Here is a 21336-nt window from a genome sequence, read left to right as displayed (position 1 = left end):
TCGGGGTGAAGGGTGCGGCCCCAGTCGAACCGGGCGAGGTCGTCGATGTCCACGCCCCAGAACTCGCGCTGCCTGCGGTTGAGGAACACGCATTTTCCGATGTCGTCCCCCAGCCAGAGCATGGCCGGCGCGCCCTCGATGATGGCTCGGTAGAGGTCCAGCGTGTCGGCTTCGGGCGTCTGCTGCAGCAAGGTCCAAGGCATGATCTTGACCTCCGAGGTCGACCCGGCGCGCATCTGACACCGGCGCGCTGGTGATTGGAAGGCCGCTGAAGACGGCGACGTTCGCCCTTGAAGATTGGTGCGCTAGTGCACAGGACCGACGCCAGCCCAACTGTCGATCTCTGGGGAGTGGGTAGGCGTTTCCGACCCAGAGCCGGACGCCTTCAATTCGATAATCGCGGCCGACGCGGGAACATCGATAGCCTGGGATCGGCGTCGGACGGCTGTCGGGGAGAAGACCATCGATTGACCATCTCCACCGAGGCTCCCGTGCGGTCGTTAGTCACGGCGCGACGGATGACCTGACGGAAACATCGACGCCAGCAGCCACGTCATCCAGTCTTTTTTCACATAAAAACAAACGCTTGAGTCCGATCCAAGCTCGGACATATGGTCACGAAATTTTTCTGTTTCGGATTTTCTTCGAAGTCGCGGACTCTTCCCTTCCATGGTGAGGCGCTGCGACTGTCGCGGGGTCTCCCAGACGAAAAAGGCGCGCCCGAGGGCGCGCCGGCTGAGTTGGGGCTCTGATCGCCCGATACACTTGCCACGCTAGAGGCCGAACATGGCCCGGGCAAGAAAGATCGGAGTTCCGTGATGAGAGACTGATTGGCCCGGAATCTGAGTGATTCCGGGAACGGAGAAGACATGTCGCTGCCAGAAGGCTACGATCCCTCACCGCGCCGTTCGCCGAAGCCGGACGCGCTTGAGCTGGGAGCGATCCCCGGCGTGCTGCCCTTCGCCGGTTCGCGCAATCCGATGGCCCGAAGTTCTGTGGCGCATCGGATCACGACGACCCTTGCCACCCCGATGGATGGTCATCGCCGGCGCCTCTACCATTTCGAGAGCAGCCTCGAATTCGCCGTCGCGATCGACGCGATGCTGTCCGGAACGCTCCACGGGCTCGAAGTCCAGCTCCCGGCCATCGATTACCCGTGGCAGGGCGGCCGGAAGAGTCACCACTTCGACCTGCGGATCACGCGGATCGACGGGAAGCGGATCGCGGTCTTCGTTCGCAACGACAGGAGCCTAGCGCGCGTCGAAACGCAGGACGAGATCGACGCGATCTTCGCCCATATCCCCTATGGCTTCTGCGACCAGGCGGTCATCGTCGGCAGCTGGCATTATACCCGGGTGCTGCAGGACAACCTCCGCCGCATCTGGGAGGCCACCCAGGCCCCGGACCCCGAAGCCGATGCGGCCGTCCTCCAGACCGCCGGAACTGCAAGCTACTGGGATATCGATGGTTTGATCCGCCACTGCGGTATTCCCCGCGCCCGTGCTTGGCGCGCGACGCTGCGCTTGATCGGAAGGCGGGTGCTCAAGGCGGATCGCTACGCCATGATCGACTATCCGTCCCGGATCACGCTTCCCGCATGAGTCGTCGCTCGACATACAACGTGACGGTCGGGTGCGACCTCGTCATCGAGGCACGCACATGGCGCGTGGAAGAAGTCTCCGACGACGGCTTCCAGGTGAAGTGCGCCGAGGACGCGTCCTACACCTGCCTCGGCTTCGAATACATCGACCGGGCCATCGGGGACGGAAGCTGCACCGTTGTCACACCGGCCATGGCGGAGAAGCGAAAGCAGCTCCTCCAGCTGACCGGTGGCTTCGAGCGTGTCCAGCAACTCTCTCCGTTCCAGCAGGCCGTCATCCGGGCGAAACTGGCGGTGCTGAACGCGATGAAGTGTCTTGAAGCCGAAGGGCACAAGCTCACGCAGCGCTATCTCGACCAGGGTCCAGTGCGGAGCGCTCTGAGGAGGATCGCGATCGACGAGACTGGAGCAGCGAGTCTCTTCACGACGGTCCACGACAACGGAGAAGCCGTCACAATCCCGGTTCCGAAGGGGCGGACACTTCAGAAGTATCGCCAGCTTCTGGAGCAGTTCGATGGCAACCCGGTAGTCTTGCTGGTTCGCGATCACCTGAAAGGTCCGCGCGGCGACAAGGCCAGAAAGATCTGCGATCTGGGGGAGCGCTTCATCGCGGCGGTGGTCGAGGGCTATCTGGCTGTCTCGCAGCCGAAGGCCGCCGTTGTTTTCCGCGACACGATGGAGAGCTTCCCCATTGCCCCGGACGATTTCGCGAGGAACTTCAAGTTCCCCTCTCTGACCACCGTGAGGAACCGTATCCGTCAACTCGGATCGACCGTGGTCCAAGTCGGCCGCCTTGGCCGGCGCGCTGCAGCCAACCGGCTCCGGTCGGGAACGTCCTCAATCCCGGCGGTCGGCTTCGGGGAGTATGTCGAGACCGACCAGTGCCTGCTGTCCATCTTCGTCGATGCATCGGGTCAAGCTCGATCAGAGTTCTGGAAGAAGGAGGATCAAGAGAAATTTCCGGAGAGGGGAATTGGCGAGCCGCGAGACGGGGAGCGAGTGGCAAAGCGCTACTGGCTGAGTCTCGTATTGGACGTCGCGACCCGAATGATCCTCGGGTGGCATCTGTCGGAGACGGCAACGGCCGAGGCGACCAAGGCTGCGCTGCGGATGGCGATGCGAAGCAAGGAACGGAAAAAGCGCCTCTACGGGTGCGAGTTGGAGCCGGCGCCTGCCGTGGGGTTCACGGAACTTAGGTCGGACAACGGCACGGCGGTGCGAAACAAGGACGTCATGGCAGCGCTGGCGGGGCTGAACGTCATGGTCAGGCTGGGCAGGGCCTACGAGGCTGCCGACAAGCCTTACGTCGAAAGGCTCTTCGGGACGACGGACCTCCAGGTTCTAAATCGACTCCCGGGTTATGCCGGTCCGAGGCCTGGCGCTTTGCCCGGCGCCGATCCGATGAAGGAGGCCGTTCTCACGCACGACGAACTCTACGCGGCGCTGACGAAGTTCTTCATCGACAAATATCCCGCCCGGCCGCATCGCGGCACTGAATTGCACGGCGCGACGCCGATCCAGAAGATGGCGCAGGTGGTCGAGAAATACGGTGCCATCGCGCCTCCGTGCGCCGAGCAACGACGGCTCCACCTCGGAGAGGTCAAGAAGCTTTCCGTCACTTCGGAAGGGGTCCTGCCCTTCAAGATCCCCTACAACTCCCGCGACCTACAGCTCTGGGCGAACACAGCCCCGTCGCGGATGGTCACCGTCTATCTCGATCCGGACAACCTGGCGCAGGTCACGGTCGAGCCGATCGGCTCGTGCGAGACCCTGACCGCCGACCTCTCAATGACCAACCTCCGGCACACCAACCTGCCCAACGCGCTGCGGCTTCTGAAGGAAGCGTCCTTGCTCCATCCCGAAAGTGCGGCCGTCACGGACGATGACGTGGGAGCCGTAGTGACCCGAGAAGGCCTTCAGGCCTCCTTGAGCGACCGCGCCCGCGTGGAGCGCGGCTACGACCGCGTCACGGACTACGAAGGGTTCGCGACGGCGCTCGGGAACGTCGCGGCGAGGCCGAGCGCGTTTGATGCAAGTTCGCGGCCTGCGGGATCGATCTCGAGCTTCATGGTCGTCGACGAAGGCCCGACTTCGCCGGGGACAGCCGCCGCGCCCGCTCAGCTCGGGATCTCGGAAGTTGTCGCACCCAGCAGCGCCCCCTTGGCCAATCGGCCGACCAACTGCAGCCGTCGGATGCCCAGATTACCCCCGAAACGCCCATCGAAGCCGAGTTCGGGCGCCTCAAGGAGAGCAAGTTCTGATGTCTTTCGTCATCGATGAGATCGTGTCATCCCGCCAATCGCTCTCGTGGCGCACCTTCCCGCTCCGGCGGGCCGAAGAGCTGAAGGCCAACATCGCGCGGATCTTCAGCCAGCACCTGGGCGACCTCAAGCAGGACATCGGCTTCGAGTCCCAGTGCCTCGTCGTGACCGGCGAACCCGGATCGGGAAAGACCAAGGAGGTGAAGCACCAGATCGCCCAGTTCAACGATGGCCGCATTCCGCTTCCGGATGGAAAGCCGTCTCGGATGGTCAGCTGTCTCCTCGACGCCAAGGGCGGCTGGAAGGACCTCGGCAGCACGACGCTCCGTTCGCTCGGCTACCCGATCGAGAACCTTTCCCGTCACACGCAGGCCAGCATCACGGCAAAGATCGTCGACCATGCCAAGCGCTGCGGCGTCGTCGGTATGTATTTCGACGAGGCGCAGCACATCCTTCGCAGCAAGAACGAGACGAACCGCCATGTCATCCTCGACTCCTTCAAGACCTTGATGAAGTCGCAGGATTGGCCGCTGATGTTGATCCTTACGGGGGTCCCGGAGCTAATGGGCTACGTTCAGGAAGAGCCCCAACTGCATCGCCTCGTCACCCATCAGACCTTTCCGGACCTTGAGTTGCCGGCCGACCTGGGGGTGATCAACGATATCGTCCAGAGCGCCGCGATCGAGAGCCAGATCGAGGTGAGCGATGATGTCATGACCCGGGACGTCTACATCCGCCTGGCCACAGCCGGTGCTTTCGGGTGGGGGCTGGTCATCGGGCTGGTGATAGATGCTTGCGAGGCCGCCCGGGTGCGGGAGGCCGGCGTTCTGGAGCGGCGCGACTTCGCGGCGGCGTGGTGCGGGAAAGTCGCGTCGAGCAGGGGTCTGAACCCGTTCACGCATGACGCCTACGACAAGGTGCTCCGGCGAGAGCATCCCTTCCGGATGTTCAGTCCCGCCTAACACCCAGAGAGTTTCCGGACGACGTCAGGCTCGCACCGCCAGGTGCGGGCCTTATCGTTGTTGTGGCGCTTGTCGGTCAGCCCCGCGGCTGGGATCGTCAACCGTGCGCATGCTTTCAGTTTTCTGCGCAAGGTTTTGCTTTCGGGATGAGACTGGGCGCCCACTAACAGATTGTAAACGCTTACCAATCTCAGCGCCGCGAATCACCCTTCGATCGGTTTTGCGCACGCTTTCCGTGAGTCTGACACGACATTTCCCGTTGCGTTGGAGGGCCTTGCAGCAGCGTGTCCCGTTCGCGGGTGTGCGTGTCCCGTGTAATGCAACCCCCACCAGCAGTTTGACCATGCGCGTTCGGTCGGCGGCGCGGGCGTAACGCTCCACCTCGCCCAGCGTATGTGACCCGCCATCGCCGCGATCTGGTGCGGCGTGACGCCGGGCTGTTCCGCCCAGTAGCAGCAGAACGCTTTCCGCAAACCGTGCAGCCGGGCGGTCATGCCGGCAGCGGTCGCAGCATCGCGGAACATATTTCCGAGGCTTTCGGGCGAGTAGGGGCGGCCTCGGCCGTTGAGGATGGATGCCGTTAAGATGTTTGGGGTCCGATCGATTACCGCCCGCAGCTCCCGCCGAATCGGAACCTCGGCCAGCGATCGGGTTTTCTGGCGGCGGAAGGTCAGCAGGTTGCCCTTGATGTCGCTCCGGCCGATTCGGGCGAGGTCCACCCGCGCGGCCCCGGTGTAGAGCGCAAGACGGCCGCCGCCCGGTTCTTCGGATGAACTTGAGACGGCGGAGGTGCTCGAAAACCGGTTTGAGCCTTTTCTGTTAAAAAACGCTGCTTGATCGACCGGCCGGCCGCTGATTCACTTCCCTTAGGTCACGGGAAGGGCGGCGGCGATGATGGGATCGGGGCAAGTCGCGCAGGGTGCCTTGTTCTATGAGTTCTCGCTGGAAGACTACGTTCCGGGCGATCACCTAATCCGGTCCATCGACAGGTTCGTGGACCTCGGCGGTATTCGCCGCCACCTCGAGCCGTTCTACAGCGGGACCGGTCGCCCCTCTATCGATCCCGAGTTGATGATCCGGATGCTTCTGGTCGGCTATTGCTTCGGTATCCGGTCCGAGCGGCGGCTCTGCGAGGAGGTGCATCTCAACCTCGCCTACAGATGGTTCTGCCGGCTCGACCTGACGGAGCGGGTGCCCGACCATTCCACCTTCTCGAAGAACCGGCACGGCCGGTTCCGCGACAGCGACCTGTTCCGCCACCTGTTCGAGGGCGTCGTCGCCCGCTGCATTGCCGAAGGACTGGTCGGGGGCCAGACCTTCGCCACCGATGCCAGTCTGATCCAGGCTGATGCCAGCCGGCAGTATTCGGCACCGAAAGGGCTGTGGGACCCCGGCCTGATCAGCAGGAACATCGCACCTCGGGCCGTGCGGGGATACCTGGACTCGCTGGACGATGCGGCGTTCGGCGGAGCCAGTGAAGTCGAGCCGAAGTTCGTCTCCCACAGACCCGGCGTCGCAATGGACCGGCGCTCAGAAGGGTCCGGCCTTCTTCGCCTATGCGACCAACTACCTGATCGACACCGATAACGCGGTTATCCTGGACGTCGAGGCCAGCCGTGCAATCCGGCAGGCAGAGGTCGTGCCACCCGCACGACGATCGAACGGACGCGCGACCGCTTCGGGCTGCACCCCGACCGTCTGGCGGCGGATCCGGCATATGGTTCCGGAGAGATGCTCGGCTGGCTCGATACGCGAGCGATCGAGGCGCACATCCCGGTCATCGACAAGTCCGAGCGCTTGGACGGGGCCTTTCCGGCCACCGACTTCATCTTCGATCCCGAGGCGGACGAATACACCTGCCCGGGTGGTAACAAGCTGAAGAAATACCGGCGCACCATGACCAGGCCGCGCTCCGGCATCAGCAACGCGGTCGATGGACGAACTCGTGCAGGCGATGGGCGGCACGGGATCTCGAAGAGCCAGGTCAGCCGACTCTGCGAAGAGATCGACGAGCGGGTCGATGCCTTTCTCAGCCGCCCGATCCATTGCGAATGCCACGCGCCATCAGGCTCGAACCGATGGCGCCTCTCTGGATCGACGCGACCTACCTCAAGGTGCGGTAAGGCGGGCGCATCGTCTTTGCGGCCGTCACCATCGCCGTGGGCGTCAACGCCGATGGGCGGCGCGAGGTTCTGGGCATGGCGATCGTTGCGTCCAAGGCATTCGGGCGATGGCCTTCATCTTTCTGGACCGAGTTCCTCCGTGACCTCGTGCGCAGGGGTCTCGGCGGCGTAGCTGGTGGTCAGCGATGCGCACGAGGGCATCAAGGCCGCCACGGCCCGGGTGCTGTCCACGACCTGGCAGCGCTGCCGGGTGCATTTTCAGCGCAACGCTCTTGCCCACGCCGGCAAGAGCAGCCGCAGGGTGGTCTCCGCCTTTATCGCCACGGCCTTCGCCCAACCGGACCACGCCACGGCCAAGGCTCAGTGGCGGCTGGTGGCGGACCAGATGCGCCCGAAGCTGCCGAAGCTGGCCGCGGCTCATGGATACCGCAGAGGAAGACGTGCTAGCCTACATGACCTTCCCGGCCCAGCACCGCGCCAAGCTTCACAGCACAAATCCGGCTTCACAGCACAAATCCGATCGAGCGCCTGAACGGCGAGATCAAGCGGCGCACCGATGTCGTTGGCATCTTCCCGAATGAGAGCTCGATCCGCAGGCTCGTCGGAGCGATCCTGATGGAGCAGACCGAAGAATGGACCGTGCAGCGCGGCCGCTACCTGACGCTGGAAACGCTCACGCCGGTCTGCGATGAAGTCATGGTCAGCCTGCCTGCTGCGCAGCGCGACTGACCGGCTCGGCCCGCACCAGAGCGCGAGGCCCGCCATCAGCTACACCACGAGCTGGGACACCATCGGTCGATAGCCCAACCCATGCCACCGCGATGCGGGCACCGGGTGCACCGCATGCGCGGCTCGAGGCTGACGATGGTAATGTGATCCGGGAACCGCGCCAGGAGAACATGCGGCGCGACCCAGAAGCGATGGCCGCAGGAGGGGCAAGACATGCGAATGACATCTGCTGCGGTCAGGTCCCGAACGCATATCTGAAATCGTAGTCCGAGGGTCCGGGGCTCGTAGGGCATGTGAGGCGGAGCATATCCAGAACATCTTTCGTCAGCAGCCGGCGTGCAAGTCCATCGCCGATCTCCCACTCCGGCGACAGCCGCTCCCGGGTGTCGCCTGACGTGACAGGCGAGGTCCACCGTGTACGTGCCGGAGACCCGGCCGCCCGATGCCCGCTCACACAGCTGGCCGGGGCCGTCGCCGACGCCACTTACACCAGCACCACGTTCCCCGCCTTGTGGCCGCTCTCGACGTAGCGGTGCGCTTCGCCCAACTCAGCGAACGGATAGGCGCGGTCGATCACCGGGGAGAAAAGGCGCGCCTCGACGAAGTCGAGGAGCTGGCGGTGCATCCCCCGCAGGACATCGGGCTTCAGCAGGCCGGTCGCGGAGAAGCGGGCCGTGCGATTGCCCGTGAGCGTCGTGCGAAGCGCCGCCCAGAGCAGTCCGCCGCTGAGGACCGGGCAGACGTAGCGACCGCCCCGGGCCAGCACCTGGCGCGCCTCGCGGAACGAGCTGACGCCGAGCGTGTCGTAGATCACGTCGTAGCGCTCGGGCAGCGCCGTGAAATCCTCGGCCGCGTAGTCGATCACCCGCGTCGCACCGAGCGAGGCGACGAGCCCGGCGTTGCGGGCGCTGCAGGTGCCCGTGACCTCGGCCCCCATCGCCGCGGCGATTTGCACCGCGGCCGAGCCGAGGCTGCCGGAGGCGCCGAGGATCAGGATCCGCTGCCCCGCCCTCAGCTCCGCGACCTCGGCCAGGAAGTTCAGCGAGGTGACGGCGCCGTCGCTCATGACGGCGGCCTCCTCGTGCGACAGGGCGTCAGGCTTGTGCATCAGGACGCCGTCCTCGGCGAGGCAGACGTGGCTGGCGTTGGCGCCGAAGTTCAGGCCGGACATGCCGTAGACCGCATTGCCGACGGCGAAGCGCGTGACGTCCCCACCGACGGCGGCGACCTCGCCGGAGAAGCAGGTGCCGATCAGGTCGTGCTTCGGCCGGCCGAGGCCGAGGAACAGGCGGGCGAAGCGCGGCGTGCCGGCGCGCATCATGCCGTCGGCGCGGCTGACCGCGGAGGCGCGGACGCGGATCAGGACATCGCCGGGGCCGGGCTCGGGCATGGGACGGATCACGGGCGCCAGCATCTCGGGGCCGCCGTAGCGGGTGACGCTCCAGGCGCTGAGGTCGGCGGGGATGCCTTGCATGGTCTTGCTCCTCGGTTCGGTTGACGAGGAGCGTGCTAGCGGGCCAAACTGGACCCGCATATTGCCCGAAATGGCCCACAGTGGATCGCAGACGTTCCACATGATCGACTGGAAGTCCCTCCCCGCCTTCCTCGCCGTCGCCCGCCACGGCTCGCTCCGCATGGCGGCAGCGCAGATCGGCGGCACGCACGCGACGTGCCGGCGACAGATCGAGGCGCTGGAGGCGCAGCTGGGCGTGCAGCTGTTCCGCCGCGGCGCGGACGGTTTCCACCTGACCGCGGCCGGGCGGACCCTGCTCCCGCAGGCGCTGGACGCCGAGGCAGCCCTGCTGCGCGGCTTCAACGCGGTGCAGGGGCTGGACCGGGAGGCATCGGGGCGCATCCGCGTCTCGGCCGACCCGATGACCGGGCACCTGATGCTGGCGCCGGTGCTCGCCGACTTCGCGGCGCTGTATCCCGAGATCGAGATCGAGCTGCAGCTGTCCTACGGCATCGATTCCATCGAGAAGCTGGAGACCGACGTCTCGATCCGCAGCGTGGCCTCGGTCGACGACGACGTGGTCGGCCGCAAGCTGTTCCCGGCCTCGATCGGCATCTTCGCCGCGCGGGACTACATCGACCGCAAGCTGCCCGGGGCCGGGCCGAAGGGCCAGGGGCTGGAGTGGCTAGGCTACGGCCCGGTGCCGGAGCTGCTGGAGGTCATCGCGCGCTCGCCCTTCCCCGAGGCCCGCATCCGCCACACGATCCCGGACCCCGAGATGCACCTGCACATGGCGCGCGCCGGCGCCGGCATGGCGCTCCTCTCCGCCTGGGTGCAGGCGCGGTTCCCCGAGCTGCAGCGGGTGCCCGGCACTGCGCTGGACGACCGCCGCTCGATCTGGGTGCTGCTGCACTCCGACCTGCGGCGGGTCCGCCGGGTCCGGCTGTTCGTGGACTACCTGTGCGACGCCCTGGCCGAGCGCCGGTCGGAGTTCATCGGGGCGTAGAGCGGCCGATCGCCCCCCCCCCCCCATATTTTGCCCGATCGGTTTACAGGCGGTAGACTGCCCGGCATGGGGGTGGTGACGTCGCTCTTCGCGCGCAGGATGGTCGCGGCGGCCGGGAACCGCGTGGATGCGGCGGCGACGCTGGCGGCCGTCGGGATCGACGCGGGCGCGCCCTGGGACCCCCGGCAGATGATCCCGGCGGAGGACTATTACCGCATGCTGGAGGGCATGGCGGAGCAGTTCGACGTGACGGACCTTCCGGTGCGCACGGGGGCGTCGATGCGGCTCGACGAATACGGCGCACTCGGCCTCGCCTTCAAGGCGGCGACGACACTGCGGGCTTCCTATGCGCGGGTCGAGCGCTATGCCCGGCTCTGGACCAGCGTCGTCGAATACGAACTCCGGCGGGAGACGGGCAGCACGCTGTTCATGCTCCGCCGGGCCGCCGAGAGGCGTCTGGGGATGCGGCTGTCGAACGAGGCGACCCTCGTCAGCGCGGTCTCGATCGCGCGGCAGGTCAGCCCGGATCTGGTCGTCCCGCTGGAAGTGCTGGTCGGGCACCCCGGCCCGCAATCGACAGAGGCGCACGAGGCGTGGTTCGGCTGCCCTCTGCGGTTCGGCGCCGGCCTCGACGCGATCCGCTTTTCGGACGCGACGCTCGCGCGCCCGAACATCCTCGGCGACGAGGGGATTTCCCGATACCTCGCGACCCATCTGGAGGAGGAGCTGTCCCGGTTGCCGGTCGCCCCCGGGCTGGTCACCCAGGCGCGGGACGCCATCGCGCAGGCGCTGAGCGGGGGCAAACCGAGGATGTCGGAGATCGCCCGCGGGCTGGGGCTGAGCGCGCGATCCTTTCACCGGCGCCTGTCCGAGCACGGTCTGAGCTTTCAGGCGCTGACGGAAGACACGCGCCGGGACCTCGCCGTTGGACTGCTTCGCGACGACCGGCATTCGCTGGCCGAGATCGCCTTCTTGGCGGGTTTCTCGGAACAGAGCGCCTTCACCCGCGCCTTCAAGCGCTGGATGGGCACGACGCCGGCGAGCTACCGCAGGAGCGGCGTCGGACGCTGACCGCAAGGTTGGCGACGCCGGTCAAGACCGTGGCGCCCGCGATCAATACAGCGCACCGGGATGGTCGCTATCCCCTTGGGCATCACGCCAAGAGAGGAGTTTCCCATGCGCCGCCCGATCGTCCTGTCCGCCCTCGCCGTCCTCGCCGCCTCAGGCATCGGCCTGCCCGCCGCGGCCGAAGGTGCGCCGGCGCGCAACCCGGCCAACACGATCTCGACCGAGGACGGGCATCCCGACAGCTTCCGCCACTTCGCGCCGGAGCTTGCCGCCATGCGGGCCCGGGGGCACCGAGTTCGGCTTGCATGTCGGCGAGATCGAGCCCGGGCTCTTCTTCGTCACGGACATGATCTACCAGTCCGCCTTCCTCGTCACGGGCGACGGTGTCGTCGTCTTCGACGCGCCGCCGAGCTTCGGCGAGCGTCTCCTCGCCGCCATCGAGATGTCGGCGCCAGGCGTCCCGATCACCCACTACATCCTCAGCCACAAGCATGCCGACCATAACGGCGGCGGGTTCCGCCTGGCGGAGATCGACGGCGTGACCGTGATCGCGGCCGAAGCGAACGCCGACAGCCTGGCGGAGACTCCGCTTCCGGGCGTTCCGGCCCCGACCCAGACCTTCGCCGACAGCCTGAGCCTGGAGGTCGGCGGCGTCCCGATCGAGCTTCGCACGGCCGGCTTCCACTTCGCCGACACCGACGTGCTGATCCATCTGCCGCAGCAGCGGTTCCTAATGGCCGTCGATACGATCACGCCCGGCGAGGCGCCGTTCATGAACTTCGGCGGGACCAGCGACGTCAGAGGCTACATGGCTGCGTTCGACACGTTCCTCGCCTACGAGTTCGATCACTTCCTGTCCGGCCACGTCTCGATCCTCGGCACGCGCGAGGACGTGGAGATCGCGCGGGACTACGCGTTCGACGTCCGGGATACCGTAGCCCGCCTCTGGCCGGGTTTCATGGACCGGTTCATGGCGAACATGGAACTGACCGAGTTCAAGAACGGCAATCTCGCCTACCGGATGACGATGGAGCAGGTGCGCGACGACTGCGCCGGTGAGATCCGCGAGCGGTGGGAGGCCAGGCTCTCGGTCGTCGACCTGTGGGCCGACAGCCACTGCGAGACGATGGTCCTGCACGCCATCATGCACTGAGGACCCCGGCGGGCAGGACAGACCCTGCCCGCACGCCCCCCGTTCAGTCCGGAGTCCGACAATGTCCGCCTTCTCGATCATCCTCGCCCACCTGACCCTCCTCGCCTACGCGCTGGTCGGTGGCGTCTTCCTCGCCTTCTCCGACTTCATCATGCGGGCGCTGTTGCTCACCAGCGGCCGCGGCGGCGCCGAGGCCATGCAGAGGATCAATCGCGAGGTCTTCCGCTGGGTCTTCATGACGCTGTTCCTCGGCCTTGCGGTCGTCTCCGTCGCCCTCGGCGTCTACGCCGTGCTGCGGCTGGACGGGCCTGTGGCCGTGCTGGCCGGCGCCGCTGGCCTCGTCTACCTGCTCGGCTGCTTCGGCGTGACCGTCCTGTTCAACGTGCCGATGAACGAGAGGCTCGCGTGGATGGACCCCGCGAGGGACGCCGCGGGCGACTACTGGACCGGCACCTACCTGCCGCGCTGGGACCTTCTGGAACACCGTCCGCACGATCGCCTGCGTCGTCTCGGCGGCGTTGCTGCAAGTGGCGCTGTCGCAGGCCGGGTGAGCGGGGGACCCCACCCGCCGCCCCCGCCGATGTCCGGCCTGGACTGGCAGGNTTGGNGGGGNCTTTGTCCTAACCGTCAGTCCGGCTCCGGGGTTATCGTCCGACCATGACCCAAACTCCCAGTTCTCCGACACGCGGCCGCAGCGTCGTCATGGTGACCTACCCGGATGCCCATGTCCTCGACGTGGTCGGCCCGCTGGAGGTGCTGACCGGCGCCAAGTATTTCCTCCCCGACGGGCCGGAGCCCTACGCGGTCACGCTCGTCGCCGCCGAGGCCGGGCCGGTCCGCACGACGTCGGGCCTGTGCCTCACCGCGGATCGGTCCTTCGTCGAGGCGGCGGCGGACACGGGCGGGATCGACACGCTGATCGTCTGCGGCGGCCACGGCACGATGGCGGCGACGGAGGACGCGGGCCTGCTGGACTACGTCCGAGGGGCCGCGGCGCGGGCGCGGCGGGTCGTCTCGATCTGCACCGGCGCGGTGATCCTGGCCGAGATCGGCCTGTTGAATGGGCGGCGGGCCTGCACCCATTGGTGGTGGTGCCCGATCCTGGAGCGGCGTTATCCGCAGGTGATGGTGGAACGGGACGCGATCTACGTCCGCGACGGCCACATCTGGACCTCGGCCGGCGTGACCTCCGGCATGGACCTGGCCCTCGCCCTCGTCGAGGCGGACTGGGGTCACGAGGTGGCCCTGCAGGTCGCCCGCTACAACGTGATGTACATGATCCGGCCGGGCGGGCAGTCGCAGTTCAGTGCGCATCTCGTCGCGCAGAAAGCCGAGGACCCGGCGATCGACGGCGCGTTGCAGCACATCCTGTCGGCGCCGGGCGAGGCCTTGACGGTCACCGCGCTCGCCGCCCGGGCGGGCCTGTCCGAGCGCACCTTCGCCCGCCGGTTCAAGGACGAGACCGGCCTGACACCCGCCGTCTACGTCGAGACCGCGCGCGTGCAGGCGGCCCGGGTGGCGCTCGAGACGACCGCGCGGGGGATCGAGCAGATCGCCTTCGAGACCGGCTTTCAGAGCGCCGAGCGGATGCGCCGCGCCTTCCAGAGGCACCTCGGTATCTCGGCCTCGGACTACCGGGAGCGGTTCCGCGGCCCCGGCGCCGAGACGCCGGCGATCCGCGACGGCCCGGACTGACCGCCCGGCGCGACTGACCCGATCACGACCGACCGACAGGACCGCGTCCGCGCGACCCAACCCTCATTGCCATGAACAAGGAGACTCATCCCCATGAAACCGCTCTCTCTTACCATCCTTCTTCCCCTGCTTCTCGCAGCCTGCGCGGACGGCGGCTCGGATTACACGCCGATCGTCGACGGGGTGTCGACAGCGGCCTTCCAGAGCGACCTCGCCGCCTGCCAAGCGCTTTCCCGCGACCAGCGCGCGTTCGACCAGGAGACCGCCGCCGCGGCGGCCCTCGGCGCCGGCGTCGGCGCGCTCCTCGGTGCCGCCGACGACGATGCGACCGCGGCGAGCGGCGCTATCGCGGGCGCGCTTGCCGGGGGCGTGGCGAGCGCGGTCGACGTCAGCGACCAGCGCGAAGCCATCGTCGTCGAATGCCTGCGCGGCCGTGGCCACCGGGTGGCGGGATGACCGCCGCGCGCATCGACAGGGGCGGGGGCGGGGCCATGTTTTCAGCAGTTCGCGGCTGGCGACCGATCGGATTGCGGGGGCCGTGGCTCGGCCTGATCCGCCTCCTGCGCGGGCGAGGACGGGCCGGCCCGGCTCCGCTGCCGCCCTGCCTGCGGCGAGATGTGGGGCTCGAGCCTTCCGTGACGTCAGCCACCGTGTATACTGCCTTCGGGCGAAAGCTCTGACGAACGCAGGGACAGGGACACGCCGTGACCGCCCTCTCGTTCGCCATGATCTATGCTGTCCTTGCGTTGATGCCGGGGGCGATGCAGATCGCGCTCGCCGCCGGCGCGCCGCTAGGACGGTTCACCGTGGGCGGCCGGTTTCCCGGGCGCCTCCCGCCCGCCTGGCGCGCGCTGGCGCTCGTGCAGGCGGGGCTGCTGGCGGTCATGGCGCTGGCCGTCCTCGACCGTGGCGGGATCGCCACGCCGCTTCCGTCGGCCCTGTTCTGGCCGGTGGCCGGCCTCACCGCCCTGACCTGTCTCGCCAACGTGGCCAGCCCGTCGCGGCCGGAACGGCGGCTCTGGGGGCCGGTCACCGCCCTGATGCTGGCAGCGGCCCTCGGAACGGCGTTCGCCTGACGCCCGGAGACCGATACCCATGCCCACCATCCTCATCGCCGGAGCCACCGGCTACCTCGGCCGCCACCTGTGCACGGAATACCGGGCGCGCGGCTGGCGGGTCCATGCGCTGGTGCGGAACGCCGGACGGGCGGGAGCGCTGGACGCCGACCGGCTGATCGAGGCCGAGGCGACGCAGCCGCGCACGCTGCAGGGCGCGATGGACGGCGCCGACCTGGTGGTCTCGGCCCTCGGCATCACCCGTCAGGCGGACGGCCTCGGCTACCGGGACGTCGACTACCGGGCAAACCTGAACCTGCTGGACGAGGCGCGAGCGGCCCGCATCCCGCACTTCGCCTACATCCACGTCCTCAATGCGGACGCGATGGCGGAAGTGCCGCTCGTGGCGGCCAAGCGCGCCTTCGTCGAGGCGCTGCGGGCGGCCGATATCCGCTCCACCGTGATCGCGCCGTCCGGCTACTTCTCGGACATGGAGGATGTCCTGGCCATGGCGCGGTCAGGGCGGGTCTGGCTGTTCGGCTCGGGCGAGGCCCGCATCAATCCCATCCACGGCGCGGACCTCGCGGCCGCCACGGCCGATGCGGTGGCCGAGGGGCGCGGCTGGCTCGACGTCGGCGGACCGGACGTCCTGACCCAGGCCGAGCTGGCGCGCCTCGCCTTCGCCACGCTGGACCGGCCCGCGCGGATCACCCGCCTGCCGGACTGCTTCCGCCGGGCCGCGCTGGCGGTCCTGCCCCGGGTGACACCGCGCCGCATCCACGGCCCGGCGCAATTCTTCCTCACCGCGATGGGCCTCGACATGGTCGGCGCGCCCCGCGGCACCCGCCGCCTCGCCGACCATTTCGCGTCCCTCGCCGAACGCACGCCGTCCCATTCCATCGACAGGAGATTTTCATGACGCTGCATCGCATCGGTGGCCTCGCCGCCCTCATCTGCGGGGTGACCTACCTGGTCGGCTTCGCGCTACTGGTCACCATCCTCGCCCCGCTGGGCTTCGGCTCGGGCTCGGTCGACCCGCGCGCCGTCGTGGACTTCAACGACGCCCGGCCGGGCATCCTGACCGCGTGGAACAGCACGATCTACGTCGTGAACGCCCTCGCCCTCGCCGTTCTGGTCGTGGCGCTGTCGAGGCTCCAGGCGTCGGCGACCCCGGCCCGGGCCGCGGTGACCCACGGCCTCGGCCTGATCTGGGCGGCGCTGGGCCTCGGCGCAGGCATGATGGCCAACGTCGCGCTGGAGCAGGCGGCGCTGGCCTACGCGGCCGATCCCGGGGCCGCCGCTGACCTCTGGGCGACCCTGCACGTCGTCGAGCTCGGCCTCGGCGGCGGCAACGAGATCGCAGGTGGCGTCTGGATCGCCGGCGTCAGCGCCGCGGCCTGGGCGGGGCGCACACTGCCCCAGGCCGTCGCGGTCCTCGGCCTGCTGACCGGCCTCGGAGGCCTCGCGACCATCGTCCCCGCTCTCGGCGAGACTGCGGGCGCGGTCTTCGGCCTCGGCGCCATCGCCTGGTTCCTCGCGGTCGGCGTGGTGCTGCTGGCGGTGAGGGACCGGGCCGCGTCACCGCTGCCGTCGGCCTGATGCGCCGGTTCGCGAGAGGGGGATCGGGCGCCCTGGCGGTCGTCCTCGTCGCGACGCTCGCGATGTGGATCGGAACGCGCGGAAACTACGGCGTTCCGGCCCTCGTGACCCACGACCCCGCCCTGCCGGCCGCATTGATCGCCGGGCACCGCCTGCATCTTCGCGTCGACGGCCCGCCGGAGGCCGAGGCCGTGATCGTCCTCCACGGCGGCCCCGGCGGCGACTTCGCCTCGCTGGAGGCGCTGGCAGCGCTCGCCAATACGTGGCGGGTCGTCTTCTACGATCAGCGCGGCGCAGGACTGTCCGAACGCGTGGAGGCGGAGGACCTGATCTTCGACGGGCATCTGGACGAGCTCGCGGCGGTGATCGACCACGTCTCGCCGGACCGGCCCGTCGTCCTCATCGGCCATTCCTGGGGGGCGATGCTGGCGGCCGCCTATCTCGGGCGCGATCCCGCGCGCGTCGACCGCGCAGTCCTGATCGAGCCGGGATACCTCGACGCCGCGGAGCGGGACGACTGGCGGCAGGAGAGCCGGCGCTTCATGTCGGGACCCCGTTACGCCGTCGCCGCCGTGACGAACGGCTTCCGCGCCGCCCGTGTCGACGGACCGGACGACCAGGCTCGGGACGACTTCCTCATCGGGCGGATGGTCCACGCCTTCGCGGATCACCCGGACAACCCCTACCATTGCGGGACCGGCTACGGCGCGCCGATGCGCCGCTTCGGCGCGATGGCGAGCGCCGCATGGGAGGCGGCTCCGGCGGCCGACATCGACAGGATCGGACGCGGTGCAGGTTCGTTCGACGGTCCGGTCCTGCTGCTGGCCGGGGCCTGCGACGACTGGCTCGGCGCCCCTCTGCAGGAACGGCACCTCGCTCGGTTCGCGAGAGCAGAGCTCGCCGTGATCCCTGACGCGGGACACGACGTCGTCTGGGACAATCCGGATGCGGCGCTGGCCGAGATCCGGTCGTTTCTCGCGCGACCGCGTTGACTCCGCACCATGTCGCTACCCCGGAAAGCTGATCTCCGTTACATCGACGACGAAGAACGGGAAGTAGTCCTCAGTCCCGAAGAAATTTCCCGCCTCGACATGCGTCGGTAGCGTGAACCCGCGGAATTTCTGGAAGTCCGACAAATACCCGCCGAAGGGCTGCAGTCTGTATCGGCCCTCCGGATTGGCATCACTCCAGCGCTCGAACGAAACCAGCATCGGTCGGCCGTCCTCGGCCACCTCGACGTCGACCGATTGCTCCAGTCCGTCGTGCTCCATCGTCATCCGCGCGGTCGTCTCGGAGACCGCTTCCCAGCTGACGTGCGGACCCGGAAGGACAGCCGCAGGCGTCCAGAAGACTGCCTCCGCCGCATAGCGGCCGAACGCCGAGCGCGAATGGTCGGGAGCGCCGCCCAGCCGCGCCACGGGGACAAGGCCAGCCAGCCAGAATCGTGTCCACGTCGCGCTGTCGGAACCGCCGATCCGCATGACGCCCGAGCCACCGGACATGCTCCACACGAACCCTTGCGGCGCGGCGAGGACCTGGGTTGCGCTCATCGGCAGATAGCCCGGGGACGACTTGTCGCCCATGCCGAACTGCCCTTCCATCTCCAGCCGCGCCACGGTGTAGAGGGGCGTGCCTTCGGCAATCGCGAACCGGAAGTAGCGTTGCGCGGGTTCGGGCAGCCCGGCGACCATGCTTGCCGTGAACCTCGGCGGGTCCGACGGCTGAAGCGCCAGCAACCGGCTCATCTCGGACCGATCTTGCCTGTGGTCGAGCTGCCGCCAGGCGACGAGACCGATGGCGGCCAACGCGACGATCGACAACCCTGCCAGAGCGAACATGCGCATGTCTGTCCGTTATCCGTCCCTCTCGCAGCCACCGCGCGGACCGCAATCGCCATCCGGCAGACCACCTGCCGACGGTACTCTCTATGCGATTGAAGAAAGCGCGCAGTCGAATGTCCAGCGGAGCCCGTCCGGGGAATAGTCTGCTTCAGCCTTGCCGTCGAGGCTTGTGGCGAGGAGCTGACCGGACACGAGGCTTCCGAATCCGCTCCGCGTGGGCGGCGTGACGGGCGGACCCGACATTTCGCGCCAGGTCATGACGAAGTCGGTGCGCCGGGCCCCGCCCACCGTCCAGTCGATGAGAACCCGGCCGGCCTCGGTCGAGAGGGCGCCGTATTTCGCCGCGTTGGTCGCGAGTTCGTGGATCGCCATTCCCAGCTTCTCGGCCGCCTCCGGTTTCAGCGCGATGTCGGGGCCGGTCATTTCGATCCTGTCGTCGATCATGTCGCCGAAGTGGGCCATCTGCGATCGGACGAGGTCGCGCAGCGGGATCTGCTTCCATTCCGATCTGACAAGGATGTCCTGGTTCGTCGCGAGCGCGTTCAGTCGCTCGGAGAACCGGTCGACGAAATCCTCGAGCCCCTGCGATGCGGTCCGGCGGGCAATGACGTTCACCAGCGCCAGCAGGTTCTTCGATCGATGGTTCACCTCCTGCATGAGGACCCCCACGTGCGCCTCGTGCCGCTTCCGCTCCGAGATGTCGTGGAAGAGGATCGCCACCCGGCCGAGCTCGGGTCCGTCGATGCGGAAGGCGAAGACGTCGAACCAGCGCCCCAGCAGTTCGGAATACTCCTCGAACCGCGCCGACTGTCCGGTCCGGGCGACATCGCCGTAGATGCGATACCAGTGCTCTTCGAGCGCAGGCGCGGCAGTTCGGAGCCACTGCCCGAGGATCTCCTTCGGGAACCCGGTTCGATCGTAGAAGGCCGGGTTCGCCTCGATGACGCGGTAATCGACCCGCCCACCCGCTGCCTCGAGGTCGACCTCGACCACGCAGAACCCGGCATTGATGCTGTCGAACAGGACCCGGTAGCACGCCTCGCTCTCCTGGAGTGCGGTCTCGGTCCGCTTGCGCTCGGTGATGTCGATGGCCGCCATGATCCCGCGCGCCGGCCGTCGCTCGCCACCGGCCCTGGCGAACTCGATCCGCTTGCGCACCCGCACCCAGCGGACGGAGCCGTCCGGGAGAAGTATCCGGTGTTCCGCGCGCAGCATGCCGCCGGAGGAGGGGTCCAGAGCCGCCGAAATCTTCTGCCTCAGCGCATCGACATCGTCGGGATGGAAAGTCGCGTGAAGCCTTTCGCGGGTCGCGACCATCGCCCCGTTCCCGAGACCGTAGAGGCTGGCGGCCCCATCGCTGAGTTGGACGGTCCCGGCCCCGTAGTCGATGTCCGCCAGAACGAGATCGCCGATCCGCTGGCCGAGTTCGAGCCGGTCCTGATCGGCGAATGCGCCGGGCGCCTCCGCCAGACCATTTTCTACCGTTCGGGATTCGTCATTCATTGAGGCGCGCGCGAGGTGCGGGAAGTCCGTCAGGTCGACGTTCGTGCCAAAGATGCGTTCGACGCGGCCCTGACCGTCCCGCACGATCCTCGCGCGATCGAGGACGTAGCGCACCTCTCCCCCCGGTCGGACGATCCGGAAACTGTGGGAGTAGCTGTCGGCCTCGCCGGTCAGGAAGGCCTCGGTCTCTCCTTCGATCCGCGTCCGGTCACCGGGGTGGAGGCAGGACATGAAGCCTGCTTCGGTGTCCGGGGGGCGGCGCAGTCCGTAGATCTCCAGCAGACCCGGCGACCACTCCAGCGAGCCCTCGCCCGGACTCCATACGTAGCGGCCGAGGCCCGGGTAGTCGCCGTCCAGGAAGAGACTCTGCGACATCTCGTTTCGGGTGGGCACCTTGCCTTCTCCCTCTCCGGAATCGAGGTCCTCGCCATTACATCATATTTCTTGAAGCGGCCAAAGGCCGAACGCCGGCTGGTGTCGAGACGGCGGCGAGAACATCGACGACTTGCAGTCGGCATGGCCGCCTTCGCTCGGGCTTTCATCACAAGCCTTCTGTGCCAGACGGTCAGCCGGGCATCGTTGTGGCGAGAGCTACGCGCAACGGGTGCAACCTCCTGCGGGATTCTCGCTGGAGGGCCACGCCGAGAAGCAGTGTCACTTGTCATCGCATTGACCCTTGCCCGGCAAGATAGGCAGGCCGAAGGCGGGTATGGCCTGACGGTCTGTCCGCAAACGGCTCCCGCTTTCGTCAACCCGAAACTTCAGGCACAACGCCCGGCGCAAGACGGGAGGCGGCTGCATGAAGGCCTGGCACCACCTGCTGCCGGCGATGCCGGCCTTTGCGGGGCGCGAGCAGATGCGGGCGGGGCTTGGCGCGGCCNTGGGCATCGGCGTCTGCGNCCTGATCGTCGGCGCCGCCGCGTCGGCCGGCCTTGCCCCCATATCCCTCGTCGCGCCGCTCGGTGCGACCGCCGTTCTCGTCTTCTGCGTCCCGAACTCGCCGCTGGCCCAGCCGTGGTCGGCGGTTGCCGGCAACGTGACCGCGTCGCTCGTCGCGCTTGCCGTCGTGACGCTGGTGCCGCCCCCCGCNGCGGCGNCCGTCGCGGTCGGNGCGGCGATNGCGGCGATGATGCTGATCCGGGCGCTGCANCCGCCGGGNGGCGCGGTGGCCCTGCTGACGGCGCTCGACCCGGCGCCGGTGCAGGAGGCGGGCCCTCTCTTCGCGCTGCTGCCGGTCGGCCTCACCACCGCGGCCCTGGTCCTCGTCGCCATGGTCTGGAACCGCGCC

General features: G+C 67.9%; 18 protein-coding genes and 2 pseudogenes. 16 read left to right on the top strand and 4 right to left on the bottom strand.

Annotation, left to right across the window (positions count from 1 at the left end):
* The coding region (locus A37W_RS0112580; RefSeq protein WP_169337582.1) for a PAS domain-containing protein at positions 1-203 on the bottom strand (203 nt) is incomplete at its 3' end.
* A gap of 666 nt (positions 204-869) precedes the next feature.
* Here A37W_RS0112580 and A37W_RS0112575 point away from each other — a divergent pair.
* The 5 genes and pseudogenes from A37W_RS0112575 to A37W_RS23295 form a co-directional block, all read left to right on the top strand.
* Positions 870-1601: a hypothetical protein gene (locus A37W_RS0112575; protein WP_018303391.1), complete on the top strand. Its 732-nt coding sequence runs from the start codon at positions 870-872 to the stop codon at positions 1599-1601.
* The gene (locus tag A37W_RS22875) at positions 1598-3880 is read left to right on the top strand and encodes a TnsB C-terminal domain-containing protein (protein WP_018303390.1); all 2283 of its coding nucleotides are present in this window, start codon (positions 1598-1600) and stop codon (positions 3878-3880) included. Before A37W_RS0112575 ends, A37W_RS22875 begins: the two co-directional genes overlap by 4 nt.
* Positions 3861-4823 carry an ATP-binding protein gene (locus A37W_RS0112565; protein ID WP_018303389.1) on the top strand — a complete coding sequence of 321 codons (963 nt, stop codon included), beginning with the start codon at positions 3861-3863 and terminating at the stop codon, positions 4821-4823. The genes A37W_RS22875 and A37W_RS0112565 overlap by 20 nt, the downstream gene beginning before the upstream one ends.
* An 891-nt stretch (positions 4824-5714) precedes the next feature.
* Positions 5715-6731, top strand: a pseudogene (locus tag A37W_RS21830) (transposase); the annotation flags it as partial.
* Between the two features lie 13 nt (positions 6732-6744).
* Positions 6745-7675: pseudogene (locus A37W_RS23295) on the top strand (IS256 family transposase); the annotation flags it as partial.
* Between the two features lie 484 nt (positions 7676-8159).
* Here A37W_RS23295 and A37W_RS0112550 read toward each other — a convergent pair.
* On the bottom strand, positions 8160-9149 hold the full coding sequence (locus A37W_RS0112550; protein ID WP_018303387.1) for an NAD(P)-dependent alcohol dehydrogenase: 990 nt from the start codon (positions 9147-9149) through the stop codon (positions 8160-8162).
* Positions 9150-9219: 70 nt separating this feature from the next.
* Between A37W_RS0112550 and A37W_RS0112545 the strand changes: the two genes are divergently transcribed.
* The 10 genes from A37W_RS0112545 to A37W_RS22870 all read left to right on the top strand — a co-directional run bounded on the left by A37W_RS0112545 (position 9220) and on the right by A37W_RS22870 (position 17696).
* Positions 9220-10134: a LysR family transcriptional regulator gene (locus A37W_RS0112545; protein ID WP_229666070.1), complete on the top strand. Its 915-nt coding sequence runs from the start codon at positions 9220-9222 to the stop codon at positions 10132-10134.
* A 66-nt stretch (positions 10135-10200) separates the two neighbouring features.
* Positions 10201-11205, top strand: a complete 1005-nt coding sequence (locus A37W_RS0112540; RefSeq protein ID WP_018303385.1) for an AraC family transcriptional regulator — start codon at positions 10201-10203, stop codon at positions 11203-11205.
* A 298-nt stretch (positions 11206-11503) separates the two neighbouring features.
* Complete coding sequence (locus A37W_RS21820; RefSeq protein WP_018303384.1) at positions 11504-12355, top strand: MBL fold metallo-hydrolase; 852 nt, start codon at positions 11504-11506, stop codon at positions 12353-12355.
* A gap of 61 nt (positions 12356-12416) precedes the next feature.
* Positions 12417-13016 (top strand): anthrone oxygenase family protein, encoded by a 600-nt coding sequence (locus A37W_RS21815; RefSeq protein ID WP_254656014.1) that lies wholly within the window; start codon positions 12417-12419, stop codon positions 13014-13016.
* Positions 13013-14050 carry a GlxA family transcriptional regulator gene (locus A37W_RS0112525; RefSeq protein WP_040754003.1) on the top strand — a complete coding sequence of 346 codons (1038 nt, stop codon included), beginning with the start codon at positions 13013-13015 and terminating at the stop codon, positions 14048-14050. The genes A37W_RS21815 and A37W_RS0112525 overlap by 4 nt, the downstream gene beginning before the upstream one ends.
* 93 nt (positions 14051-14143) lie before the next feature.
* Positions 14144-14506 carry a hypothetical protein gene (locus tag A37W_RS0112520; RefSeq protein WP_018303382.1) on the top strand — a complete coding sequence of 121 codons (363 nt, stop codon included), beginning with the start codon at positions 14144-14146 and terminating at the stop codon, positions 14504-14506.
* A gap of 248 nt (positions 14507-14754) precedes the next feature.
* Complete coding sequence (locus A37W_RS0112515) at positions 14755-15126, top strand: hypothetical protein (protein ID WP_018303381.1); 372 nt, start codon at positions 14755-14757, stop codon at positions 15124-15126.
* Between the two features lie 19 nt (positions 15127-15145).
* Entirely contained in the window at positions 15146-16024 is an 879-nt protein-coding gene (locus A37W_RS0112510) for an SDR family oxidoreductase (RefSeq protein ID WP_018303380.1), read from the top strand.
* On the top strand, positions 16021-16704 hold the full coding sequence (locus A37W_RS0112505) for a hypothetical protein (protein WP_018303379.1): 684 nt from the start codon (positions 16021-16023) through the stop codon (positions 16702-16704). The genes A37W_RS0112510 and A37W_RS0112505 overlap by 4 nt, the downstream gene beginning before the upstream one ends.
* A complete protein-coding gene (locus tag A37W_RS22870) occupies positions 16704-17696 on the top strand; it encodes an alpha/beta fold hydrolase (RefSeq protein ID WP_018303378.1) in 993 nt (330 codons plus the stop codon). The genes A37W_RS0112505 and A37W_RS22870 overlap by 1 nt, the downstream gene beginning before the upstream one ends.
* Before the next feature lie 15 nt (positions 17697-17711).
* On the opposite strand, the gene A37W_RS0112495 is transcribed toward A37W_RS22870, so the two are convergent.
* A complete protein-coding gene (locus A37W_RS0112495; RefSeq protein ID WP_018303377.1) occupies positions 17712-18548 on the bottom strand; it encodes a DUF6544 family protein in 837 nt (278 codons plus the stop codon).
* Positions 18549-18629: 81 nt separating this feature from the next.
* A complete protein-coding gene (locus A37W_RS22865; RefSeq protein WP_156169133.1) occupies positions 18630-20441 on the bottom strand; it encodes a sensor histidine kinase in 1812 nt (603 codons plus the stop codon).
* A gap of 406 nt (positions 20442-20847) precedes the next feature.
* Between A37W_RS22865 and A37W_RS21800 the strand changes: the two genes are divergently transcribed.
* Positions 20848-21336 (top strand): HPP family protein (locus tag A37W_RS21800; protein WP_040754006.1); only part of this gene is annotated, 489 nt, incomplete at its 3' end.

The sequence above is a fragment of the Wenxinia marina DSM 24838 genome (assembly GCF_000379485.1).
GTDB classification, from domain to species: Bacteria; Pseudomonadota; Alphaproteobacteria; order Rhodobacterales; family Rhodobacteraceae; genus Wenxinia; species Wenxinia marina.
This window is presented reverse-complemented; position numbering and strand designations above follow the sequence as displayed.